Below are 12174 nucleotides of genomic sequence, written 5' to 3'. Positions count from 1 at the left end.
ACCCAACACTTATTTAAAACTAAAATGATAAAAGTATAAACTGTAACTTAAATAACATACTTCAAGTTTAAAACTATTTACACTGCGAACAACTTAAAATACAACATTAATTCAACATTCACTAAACGTTCCTTGCGTAACTAAGTTCGGTTTGTAAAAACAAATAATCTCTATTACAGCAGCACATATGTTATGAAGTTATGTATCAAGTTGTATCAACTGTGTAACACAGATAACTTAACCATTTATATTTATTAGACTTTATATTTATGACTAATATTGCAATTATTGTATTCGTAGATATTTAGATTTATAATTTCGCACCAGGTGAAACAAGGTTTAAACCTAGCTGTAACATCACAGCGATGCATTAAGATATTTTATGACCAAAATTTCAAAACTAATTTTTACCTTTTTCAGCTTCTTTTTGATGCTGTACGTGTTACTTGTAATTAGTTTTAATCAGGGTTTACAGGCTATTCATAGCAATAACTTTCATCATAAAATAATCGATGTAAATAATTCTGATGTTGTCAACGTCAATGCCAGCTGGGAAAAGTTTCTTTTTCTTGAAAACGATATTGTAAAATCTGAGCAATATTATTTCGCTGTATTAAATAGGGCTGAATCAAGCCTCAGTGTGATAAAAATAAAAGATGTGTTCAGCGAAATGATCATGTTCAGTAATATCCCACTTTTACTCATGGTGCTACTCGCCTACGCAATCCCTTTTTATATAAGATCAAAATCTCAAAAAAAGAATAGCGCTTCATTAGATTTTATTCGTAGTGAAACCGATAAGTTACTCGCTAATTTTAATATCGATTTACCTCAAGGTAAGCAAGCTAATACACTCTCCCAGATCAGCATCGCCCTTAATGAGCTCAATAAGCACGTAAAAGAACATAACATTCAAACTCAATTAAGCATTTACCAAGATAAACTGACAGGTCTGATTGATCGTCATGCCTATTTAGAACACCTTGAATCGCAACTGCAAAAAGCTGAACAGACAGGTTGCAAACAAGCCTTACTCTTCATCGATTTAGATGGTTTCAAACAAGTTAATGACTCTTTCGGACATAGTTTTGGTGATGAAATACTGATTCAAGTGGCTGAACGACTCACTACTGTTGTGCGTAACAATGGACTCAGTAAACTGAGCGAATCATTTGCCCTAGAACTTAATTTATCTCGCTTAGGTGGTGATGAGTTTTCTATTTTTATCGACAACATCGAAGATAACTTGCGAGCCGTAGAGGTGTCTAAAAACGTCTTACAAGAAATTGAACGCGATTTCGTACTTGGCAATAAAGTGATTAAAATTGGTGCCAGTATTGGTATTGCAACCTACCCAGACAGCGCTTCAAATCCGAATGCATTATTACAAATGGCCGACGTTGCCATGTACCGTGCTAAGACTGATGGCCGCGGTATTTTCAGAGTTTACTCGCCTGAAATGGGCAGTAAAATTCGCCGTTATCATTACCTGCTCGAAGAGATTCGCTTAGCAATAGCCAGTCAAAACTTCACTTTGTCTTTTCAACCTATCGTAAATGTTGACGATTGCAGCATTGATTACTTCGAATCGCTGGTACGCTGGAACCACCCGGTGGAAGGCCCTATTTCACCCGCTGAATTTATTCCTATTGCCGAAGACTCAAACCTCATCATTGAACTAGGAAATTGGATACTATTTGAAGCCTGTCGCCAAATGTCAGCTTGGCATAACGCAGGAATGAACAAAGTCAGAATGTCAGTCAATATCTCTGGCGTACAATTAAAGTACTTACCTATTTATGACTGGGTTATGGACACCTTAACTAAAACAGGTTTACCACCAAGTGCCTTATTACTTGAGATAACTGAGTCTTGCCTTTTCCATGCTTCCGAAAAGATTATTCAAGATTTGGAAAACCTACGTAAAGAAGGGGTATTAATTGCCATTGATGATTTTGGTACGGGTTTCAGCTCATTATCCACCCTTGCTAACTTACCTGTGGATGTGATTAAAATTGATAAGTTGTTTATCGACCAAGCCACAATTAACCCTAAGTACGAAAAGATATTAAATTCAATCAGTGGCTTAGGAAAAACATTAAACCTCAAAGTCGTGGCTGAAGGGGTTGAAGTTGCCTCGCAGTTTGAATTGATCAAAAACCTTGGTATTCACTGCGTCCAAGGTTATTTAATTAGTCGCCCTGAATCTTCCTATGACGTCGGTAATAAGGTGATTAAGAACAATTTAAATCATATTGCGTTGACTGGCACAGGCGTCTGCTCACCATCTAAGTCATGATACATGGGTGACAACCTCACCCTGCCTCTTTAATCAATGCTCAATGCTCAATGCTCAAATTTAAATTATTATCCTTTATAGGCAAGAATGTAGTAAGTTGCTCGCTTTTGCCGTTCAAGCCCACTTGTCCGCCAAGTTGTTCCCTAAAAGCCGAATTAATTCCCAGACTACGCAATCACTCGTTAAAGAGTATTGTTTAATCTCTAACTCATCAGTGATTCAATCGCTTTTTATTGATTCACAACTAACTGCAGCTGATTGCGACTAACGGTTCATTCTTATCTCGATTTTACTTGTTGTAAATATCAGCAACAAAAAAGGACTGCTAATGCAGTCCTTTTTGATTATAGCTAACGCTTATTGAGTCACAGCTTTTCGCTTGTTATGGGCGATGATAAGCCCAATTAAGCAGACAATACCGGTTGCGATACCAACAGGCTGACTTAACGACTGGGGCAAGCCTAAACCAATACCTGCAGTCATAATGTAAGACACGGTGACACAGGTACCAATAATCGCCGGCAAACTCACAATCCAATGGAAAGTACCACGGTCAAATAAGTACTTAGTGGCTAACCATAAAACACTGGTTGAAAGCAGCATGTTTGAGAAAGCGAAATAGCGCCAAATCAAAGAGAAATCAATTTTAGTCATAAAGTAAGCAATGATTAAAATTGGAATCGCAACTAATAGACGGTTACGCATGCTTTGAGGAATATTAAACGCATCGATAATTGTTAGACGCAGTGAACGGAAAGCGGTATCACCTGACGTAATAGGGAAAATAGCTACGGCGATAATCGCCATAATGCCACCCGCAACACCTAGGTAAGTACTGGCAACTTGGTTAACGACCAAACCTGGACCACCAGCATCAAGAATACTTTTCAGCTCAACATAACCACCAGGGAAAGCAGCAATACCCGCTAGTGCCCATACACATGCCACAATACCTTCAGACATCATTGCACCGTAATACACAGGGCGCACGTATTTCTCGTTCGTCAAACAACGCGCCATAATTGGCGCCTGAGTAGAATGAAAACCACTAATTGCACCACAGGTAATAGTTACAAATAGTAATGGCCAAACAGGTAGCCCATCAGGGTTTGGCGCTAATAAATCATTGTTGTAATGGCTGTGGTCGAAGTAAGCAAATATATCGCCAACTTCTGGTAACTGTGGCGCACTAATTAATAAAGCAACTGCGATAGAGGTTGTCATCACAATCATCAATAAACCAAAAATAGGATAAAGCTTGGTAATGATTTTATCGATAGGCAATAACGTTGCTAAGAAGTAGTAAGCTAAGATTAATACAACCCAAAATACGTTATTAGCAAAAATGGTCCCTTCAAAGTATTCAAGATTACTCAGAAGACCTGCTGGACTCATAATGAAAACAACACCGACGAAGAATAGTAACATCGCAGTGAAAATCAGCATCACACCTTTAAAGTAGATATTAAAATAGTGACCTGCGATTTCAGGCAAACTTTTACCATCTTCTTTGATACTTAGCACACCAGAGAAGTAATCGTGAACAGCACCGCCAATAATATTACCAAGCACAATCCATACTAATGCGATTGGGCCATATAACGCACCAAGAATTGGACCAAAAATTGGACCGACACCTGCAACATTAAGGAATTGAATCAGATACGCTTTAACTGGATGAACTTCGACATAATCGACACCGTCCTCAAAACGTTTTTGTGGTGTTTTTGCGTTGGGGTCAATGCCTGCTTGACGCTCTACAAAAGGACTGTAGAACTTGTAAGCGAGGATTAACAACGCAATACAAATAAAGAAAATTAACATTTTTTATAGTCATCCATACTTGGTAGGGTATTTGAATAGCATTGAGTGTCATTCACTTAGTGTCATTGGTCAAGCAACTGCCTATTATACCAAAGTAGGGGTTGCCAGCCTCAAAGCACTACTGCAGGTGAAATGTTGATGGGGTGTAAACATCTCTGCCCTGCGATATTTCAATTAAAGGATAAAAAGGAGCGGCTTACGCTAGTATTCAGGTTTTACCCAGCGAATTGAGTCGCTTGGTGAGTTTTTGTACAAAATAAAAGCCAGTCATTGTTAACAAAAATTTCTTGCAAAACAGTTAATTCTAGCCCGCTGATACAAATATTTAATCCTGTTAATTAATATTAAAAAGTTAGAGCAAGCTCTAATTTCTCTCACACGAATGCCCTTTGTTATCACTTTAAATGAATTTATATATCCGCTATGGGTTTAAGCTTGAATTCATAAGGCAATGCATATGAATTCACCTAAAACTAGCACTAGCACTAGCACTAGCACTAACACTAGCACTAACACTAACACTAACACTGCAGCATTTACCTCAACAAAACGATAAAACACTTCTTTGAATATATTTAAGCACGTAACCTCACCACAGCTCAAAATGATTGATAGGCGTAACCAATCAAGCAAGTAAATATTTCTTACATACTGGGGGGCGTGTTGATCTTTCAGGGCTGTGTTGGCAGCTTAGATTGCTAGGCGGCAATTCAATCGCTGCACCTAACCCGTTTTTATCTCGAATATAATTCAAGCAGCAAAGCACAACACGTCCTGAATATCAGACTATTAAAAAAATAATTTAAGAGGGGGTTTTAAAGCTGATTAACAGCAAAAAGCGCACAAGTTCAATCTTTAGTATACACTTACTTGTAACCTGCCCGTAACAGGTGTAACGTCATTTGTTGGTTAGAACTTTTAGATTAATCAATCATTTAATAGCAAATAAAACTGGTTATCATTCTTGTTCTTAACTTGCGAACTTCAAGACCTTCGATAAACAGTCGATAGCGTTACAGTAATATAAAGCAACCAATTATCTTCTTCGTCACAAGGGTGCATAAAAAGAATTAACGCAAACAGCAATGTCAACATGGTGAGCTTGTATATAAAACAAAGGCAAAGCGCGATGTATTGAGTAAATGCGTATTTATACTGTCGGAGAGCAAACATTGAAAAAAAACATTAACTTATTATTTGTCCTATTAGTTACTTCTCCTATAGCTCAAGCGGTTGACTCACTTGAAGATTTAGATTTAGAGTCTTTAATGGCAATGGATGTCCAAGTGACTTCTGCAATGAAACGTTCTCAATCAGCCTTCGATACCGCCAGTTCAATTTATGTCCTCACTAAAGAACGCATTACTCATTCGGGTGCATCTTCTGTTCCTGAAGCCTTAAAAATGGTCCCAGGACTCGTCGTTCGCCAACTTGATAACAACCAATGGGCAATATCAGCTCGAGGAGTCGCTTCAAGATTCTCCAGTAAAATGTTGGTCATGATTGACGGTCAAAGTCTTTATACCCCGCAGTTTTCAGCAGTGTATTGGGAAACCCTCAACGTGCCTCTTTATGATATTGAGCGCATCGAAGTGATCCGTGGTCAGGGTGGACAACTATGGAGCAGTAATGCCAATAATGGCGTGATCAATATTATTACTAAAAACAGCATTGATACTCGCGGCCTGTTTGTGGACGCAGCTAGCGGTAGTCAAGTTAATATTGATGCTAATATTCGCTATGGTGCTGATATAGGCAGCAGTGGAAGCTACCGTGTTTATGGCCACGTGAAAGATGGTAATGCTTCTAAAAAAGGCCTAACTGTTGAACCCAATGACACCACAGAGCAATACTCCTTAGGTGGTCGACTGGATTTTTCTCTCAATGATGACTGGTCTGGTTTTATTCAAGGCGATATGACGGAATCAACACTTGGACAAAACTATCGCGGTGTTGTGGATGATACTAATGAAAATGTGACCTTTTCTGGTGAGCTAGAACGCACTGACTCACGATTAATGGCTCGGCTTGAAAATAGAATATCTGACTCAGCAAATCAAATGATCCAAGTATCGTGGCTGGATCAATCAGGTACCCAAACCTACCTTCAAGAAGAATTTGAATCCTTTGATATTGATTATCAAATGAACTTTATTTATCAAGCTTTACAGCTCGATTGGGGATTAAATTACCGCTATAGCACGATTTCATTTGAAGACAGTTTATTTCTTCATAGTGATAAAGACTTCGATAACTTACAACAATTCGGCGGCTTTGTTCAGGCACAATTTGCCCTTATTCCAGAACAGCTTGATTTTGTTATTGGTACCAGAGCTGAGCATAATGACTTAACTGATTGGGAGTATCAGCCTTTAGCAAGGTTGCTATGGAAACCCGAAGACAATCAAGTACTATGGACATCAGTATCCCAAAGTGTTCGTATCCCCTCACTTATTGAGTTTAATGATAATTATGCCATTAATGGTCAGAAAGTTAGCGATGTTCTGCCTTTATCAACAGGCATTGAGGCAATAGACGATTACCACATAAAAACCTATCTCAATGGCAATGATCAAGTCGAAGCAGAAACGTCTTTATCCTATGAGTTAGGTTATCGTTTATCGCAGGATGCCTGGAATATTGATGTATCTGTGTATCATACGGAAGCTGAAAACGTTGCTGTTATTGATATTGACCCTAACATGGAGCAGTTTTTACCTGTTCTAGCCCTTTTCCAAGCAGGTCAAATACAACTGGCTTCACAAGCCTTAACTCAAACAACCATCCAATTTGATATCGTTTCTACCGCTGATGTAACCACTCAAGGCGGCGATATTGTGTTGTCTTGGGTACCTGCTGAAATGTTTAACGCTGAGCTAGGTTATAGCTATAACACCTTCGATTATGATCTTCCTGAGAATACTTTTCCAGCCATTGGACGCGACTCTACAACTCGACAAATTTTTGCCAAAGCAGATATTCACGTATTTGATAACCATAATATTTTTGCCTCGGTAAGAGTAGAAAACAGTGATGCTTATCAATCAGAAAACTACACCTTGCTTGATTTAACATGGAGCTGGGCACTGACTCCTGACTGGGCTGTCTCGGTCACTGGAAAAAATTTATTTGCAGGTAGTCATCTTGAATATGCAAATCGACAAGAAACATACACTATCCCCAATTACATTGATGAAAGTGTATTGTTCAAAGTAACGGCGAACTTCTAATTAACTTAATGCGCAATATCACTTCGTTTTTACAGGTTTTACTATTCTCATTCTTGCTACTCAGTAGCCCGAATGCAAATGCGGCTGAGCAAGAACACGCACTCAAAGCAGGTTTCCTATATAACTTCGCCCGCTACGGAAATTGGCAAGATAATACCACCAATGATGAATACTTTAATTTGTGCAGCGCTGACGCCGCTTTTGTCGATACCGCACAATCAACACTTAAGCAGCGCAGTGTCGATGACAAACCTATTCTGATTAAACAAATTCAATTTGAGGGAGAGCAATTCAACCATTGCCAATTGTTATTCATTACTTCTGAAACATTCATCCAATGGGTCAACTGGCACAATGTTCACCCCAAAGCTTTAGCCAACACTATGATTGTCGGCGAATCAAAAGGCACCATTGAAGCTGGCGGTCATATTCGTTTTTTCATTGCCAGTGGTAAAGTAAGGTTCGAGATATCACCGCAACAATTACAGCAATCTGGTATCACCATGAGTTCAAAAGTACTGCGACTTGGTCGCGTGCTGGATAGGTGATGCCATGACTAGATTCTTCTCGATGAACACCATCAGCAAAAAGTTACTCATGATTTTAATGGGGGTCTCTTTTGCGTCCATTATCACCGTTACTTTTGTATTCAGCGCCTACGAACTTACCACTGCAAAACGTGAGCAAGTTGATGGCTTACAAACCATCGCTAAAATGCTATCTCCCAATATTACAGCCGCAGTTCTATTTGATGATCAAGACGCAATACAAGAACTGATCGAGCCTATTCTACTTCGCGGCGATATTGTGTCAGTCACAATTACTGATAACCAAGGCAAGGTACTGGCATTTGTCAGTAAAACGCCCCGTGAGCCAGACAATATTTTAAACCCACCGATAAATGTAACCCAAATTAATAACCCTCTGACATTAGATGAACAAGAGTATGGTCAAATTCACATCTTAGCCGATGAAAGTTATATCACTACTCGCGTTAAATTCTACGGCCAGTTCATTATCATATTGTTAATATTTGCCCTAGGGATCAGTTTTTCACTGTCGCTCATCTTACGGCGCCGTTTTTTAAGCCCAATATTGCATTTAGCGACTATTGCAGAACGAGTATCTGACTCCAATGACTATAGTTTGCGCGCCAAAGAGTTATCTCATGATGAAGTTGGCAAGTTAAGCGCTCACTTTAATGACATGCTTGAAACCATTGAGCAACGTGATAAGCGCTTAGAAAGCCAGGTAAAAAGTAGAACCGAAGAGCTTGAAAGCGCTAATGAGAAATTACATCAATTCGCTTATCAAGATGGCTTGACCGACCTGCCGAACAGACGTTATTTCTATGAAAAATTGCAATCATTGATAGATACTGAAGGAATGATTTTCGCCCTTATATTTATTGACTTAGACGGGTTTAAAGAGATTAATGACACCCTTGGTCATGATTACGGTGATTTGTTGTTACAACAGGTCGCTAAACGCCTGAAAAACTGCGTTCGAGGTCATGATACAGTGGCTCGTTTAGGTGGCGATGAATTTACCTTAATCGTTGAAGGCATTAATGATCAACGTCGTGCCAGCGAAATTGCCGAGGTCATTAAAAGCAGTTTAGTGCAACCGATTACCATTAAAAATGAGCAAGTTTATATTACCAGCAGTATCGGTTTAACCTTCTTCCCTAGCGAAGGCAAGACCATTGAAGATGTGGTCAAACACGCAGATCAAGCAATGTATTTATCCAAAAGTAAGGGACGTAACCGTTATGAATTTTTCTCTTTTTCAATGGAAGAACAAGCATTGGGTAAAAGACGCCTTACAGAAGAATTAAGGCAAGCGATTAAGTCTGAACAGTTCCAATTATTCTATCAACCGATTGTTAATATTGACGGCAACCAATTAAAGAAAGTAGAAGCATTAATCCGTTGGAATCATCCTAAATGGGGTTTAATTGAACCTAACGACTTTATTCCAGTAGCCGAAGAAAGCGGGCTTATAGTGGAAATAGGTAATTGGGTTCGTCAGCAAGTTATTGCTGATGCAATTGAGTTTTATCAATTACAGGGCACTGTAATACAAATTAGTGTAAATACATCCCCAACCGAAATAGATCGCTCTGGAAAGTGGATCGATCAATGGATATTAGATTGTAATAAGTCAAAGCTACCACATGGTGCTTTTTTAATTGAAGTAACAGAAAATACTTTGATGACACCAGACTCGTCTATTAAGCAACAATTAAAGCTACTTAATAACAACGGAATTAAAGTTGCCATTGATGACTTTGGCGTGGGTTATTCATCTTTAGCTTATCTGCAAGAGCTTGATATCGACATCATCAAAATCGATCGTTCATTTATAACCAATATTACAACTAACGAAAGCAGCGTCGCATTAGTAAAAGCAATTATTACTATGGCCCATAATATCGGCGTACAAGTTGTTGCGGAAGGAATTGAATCTCGCGCCCAGCAGCTGTTGCTTAAACAGCTATCATGCGATTACCTACAAGGCTTTATGTTTTCCACACCGCTAACCAAAGCAGACTTTTGTCGTCAATACCTGCAGAGCAATATTGAACCTAAACAATCTAAAGGTCATTAGGGCGTGTTGCTCGCTTGGCTGAGTTAGGTGTAACACATTCCAGCCTCAAAATTTGTTAGCAGCTTTAGTCAGCTAATAATTACTAGATTTGAATAAAATCAAAATCTAAATCAAGTTCTTAATCAAGGTCGTGGCGCTTCGCCCACACCAGACGAAAGGGAAACAACAGCATTTCCCTTTTCGATATCCCTTGCCGCTCCGACGAAATTTAAACAGCAAAATTTCCAACGGAGAATGATCCAGCTTTAAACTTCATTTTGAGTCCGCTTCGGCAAGCTACAAAATCACTAACGCTTACGATGGGGCGTCCCTTCCCCTCGAAAGCTAGCCAGACATCCATGTCTGGACTCACGCGATTTTCTTACTTTCCTCAATTCAAATTGAATCTTCTAACTAATTTAGAACTAGATATTTTAGTTTTTTAAATTGACACAAATACAGTTAATTCGAAGAGATGAAAATTCGGGTGTAAGCACAGCGGTGACCGTCCATGACTTGGTCGTCATGGCCTAGTTTTCAGGGACGAGCTTGCTGCGTGTCACAGTCGTGCTTGCACAAAAGGCCGCTTTTTCACATCCATGTGATCGCGACATTCCGTTCATCCTGAACATCCCAGCGGCAGGCAATGGGTTAAATTGTAGTAATGGACTACTGAAAAAGAGCCAATATAAATTAAGTATAAAGTTGGTGCTGGTAAAACGTTTTTGCCCAAAGTTTGTTAGCTTTTATATGACTGTATGGATATACAGTTATAATTAAAAAGCAGCAATTGACAGCACTTGCTTCTCGTTATGTAAAAGCAAAAATTCTCGGATTTACCATCCGAACAAATATATACCATTGAAAAATAACTATTTTATCACAGAGGAAGTTTACATAACGACCCAAGTTAATTCTCGGTTATCTCAATTCTCGGTTTTATCCACTATTTAGTCGATTGATTTAAATTATACTGGCTGTTAAGTTATTAAAATTATTAATAAATTAAGCTAAAAAGTGGTTGAATTTTGGTAAGTGGCCTAGGGTGTTTATCGGAATTCTCGCTAATAAGCTGTTAGGTGTTTATGAAGCTGGTTGCAATATTCTATATTCTAATTTTTTTATCTATACCGAATGCGTTCAGTACAGAGTTGTACTCCAAAGAAGAGGCTAAAGCTAAAATTGAACCAATCTTAGCCAAACTCAAAATTGGTGTAGATAAAAAAGATGTATCAATTTTCGAAGAAATAATTTCATTTCCATTAAATATTAGCTCAAGTGAAACCTATGTGTCTTCAGATGGTTATGTGAAAATTAAAGCGCGAACAATAAATAATATTAAAGAGTTACAAGAGCAGTTTGACACTATTTTCGTTCCTTCTTTGGTTAGCCTTATAAACTGCATCACTCCGGACAATATGATTTATAATTCTCGAAAGGGGTTTTCTGCAGCTTATGGTTCTATTTGGTTTTTTGACATAATAGAAGATGAAACAGGTATTCGTAGGTTTGCTTTATGGAGTTTATCTACAAATAAAGATGCTACTAATAAATGGCTTGGTCAAGAGTGTAAAAACACCTAACAAGAAATTCAACAAGGACAAAAAACAGTTGGTTTTTGCTCCTGCGTCGCTTATTTTAACCAACTATTTTTTGCCTGTTAATTGGGCGTTATATAACCAACGAGGTTCGGTGAAAAAAGTTAGTTTTAAGTTTGCTTTAGATGCAACGATAGCAACACTATTTGTCACGTTAGGAGTGATTTACATATTGATCGTGCGAGTAGATAAAAATATTGAATCAATTAATTTAACTAATAGTGAATTAAGCTGTAAAGCCAGTTCAAGAGGTAAATATAGAGGTTTGTTCACCCTAAACGGGAATGAGTATTTCTCATCAGGAACCTATAGAACTTGTGACGAATTCTTAAACTTAATGAAAGGGAAAGAAATTAAAGGGAAGCATCAGAAGAACAAACGTTTATTAGTCGAGCTACGCGCAGGTAAAAGCTTATATTCCGAAAACTCAGTCGGAATGCGAATTTTAACAGGTATATTTATTGGTTTAGTTTGTTTCGCATTTTTACGCAATCCTATACATTGGATCGCTAAAAAGGTTATATAACAAGAGACTATGGCGTCAATAGTTAATTTTAAGCTTTTGGCGCTTCCCACAAAACACCGTCTCTTAGCATCGAATTTAAGATCACAACCATCTTCCTAATGCAGGCAA

Annotated in this window: 7 protein-coding genes; 6 read left to right on the top strand and 1 reads right to left on the bottom strand. The window is 38.4% G+C overall.

Going from position 1 to position 12174, the window contains the following annotated elements:
- The first annotated feature begins 382 nt into the window (after positions 1 to 382).
- Positions 383 to 2299 carry a putative bifunctional diguanylate cyclase/phosphodiesterase gene (locus tag L2737_RS00035; protein ID WP_248954361.1) on the top strand — a complete coding sequence of 639 codons (1917 nt, stop codon included), beginning with the start codon at positions 383 to 385 and terminating at the stop codon, positions 2297 to 2299.
- Between the two features lie 357 nt (positions 2300 to 2656).
- On the opposite strand, the gene L2737_RS00030 is transcribed toward L2737_RS00035, so the two are convergent.
- A complete protein-coding gene (locus L2737_RS00030) occupies positions 2657 to 4123 on the bottom strand; it encodes a carbon starvation CstA family protein (protein WP_229370688.1) in 1467 nt (488 codons plus the stop codon).
- Between the two features lie 1172 nt (positions 4124 to 5295).
- Here L2737_RS00030 and L2737_RS00025 point away from each other — a divergent pair.
- The 5 genes from L2737_RS00025 to L2737_RS00005 all read left to right on the top strand — a co-directional run bounded on the left by L2737_RS00025 (position 5296) and on the right by L2737_RS00005 (position 12066).
- Positions 5296 to 7353: a TonB-dependent receptor plug domain-containing protein gene (locus L2737_RS00025; protein WP_283108198.1), complete on the top strand. Its 2058-nt coding sequence runs from the start codon at positions 5296 to 5298 to the stop codon at positions 7351 to 7353.
- Positions 7354 to 7361: 8 nt separating this feature from the next.
- The gene (locus L2737_RS00020) at positions 7362 to 7901 is read left to right on the top strand and encodes a YfiR family protein (RefSeq protein WP_248954360.1); all 540 of its coding nucleotides are present in this window, start codon (positions 7362 to 7364) and stop codon (positions 7899 to 7901) included.
- A 4-nt stretch (positions 7902 to 7905) separates the two neighbouring features.
- Positions 7906 to 9963 carry a bifunctional diguanylate cyclase/phosphodiesterase gene (locus L2737_RS00015; RefSeq protein ID WP_102528136.1) on the top strand — a complete coding sequence of 686 codons (2058 nt, stop codon included), beginning with the start codon at positions 7906 to 7908 and terminating at the stop codon, positions 9961 to 9963.
- A 1064-nt stretch (positions 9964 to 11027) separates the two neighbouring features.
- The gene (locus L2737_RS00010) at positions 11028 to 11525 is read left to right on the top strand and encodes a hypothetical protein (RefSeq protein WP_248954359.1); all 498 of its coding nucleotides are present in this window, start codon (positions 11028 to 11030) and stop codon (positions 11523 to 11525) included.
- Between the two features lie 109 nt (positions 11526 to 11634).
- Positions 11635 to 12066 (top strand): hypothetical protein, encoded by a 432-nt coding sequence (locus L2737_RS00005; RefSeq protein ID WP_248954358.1) that lies wholly within the window; start codon positions 11635 to 11637, stop codon positions 12064 to 12066.
- The last annotated feature ends 108 nt before the right edge of the window (positions 12067 to 12174 follow it).

It is taken from the genome of Shewanella electrodiphila (assembly GCF_023283985.1).
Lineage (GTDB): Bacteria > Pseudomonadota > Gammaproteobacteria > Enterobacterales > Shewanellaceae > Shewanella > Shewanella electrodiphila.
Note: the sequence above shows the minus strand (reverse complement) of the source record. Positions and strands in the feature narration are given on the sequence as shown.

What these genes read in the sequence shown, in the direction of transcription:
- L2737_RS00015 (WP_102528136.1), top strand. Translation starts at nt 7,906, where the DNA reads ATGACTAGATTCTTCTCGATGAACACCATCAGCAAAAAGTTACTCATG.
- L2737_RS00030 (WP_229370688.1), bottom strand. Translation starts at nt 4,123, where the DNA reads ATGTTAATTTTCTTTATTTGTATTGCGTTGTTAATCCTCGCTTACAAG.
- L2737_RS00035 (WP_248954361.1), top strand. Translation starts at nt 383, where the DNA reads ATGACCAAAATTTCAAAACTAATTTTTACCTTTTTCAGCTTCTTTTTG.
- L2737_RS00020 (WP_248954360.1), top strand. Translation starts at nt 7,362, where the DNA reads ATGCGCAATATCACTTCGTTTTTACAGGTTTTACTATTCTCATTCTTG.
- L2737_RS00010 (WP_248954359.1), top strand. Translation starts at nt 11,028, where the DNA reads ATGAAGCTGGTTGCAATATTCTATATTCTAATTTTTTTATCTATACCG.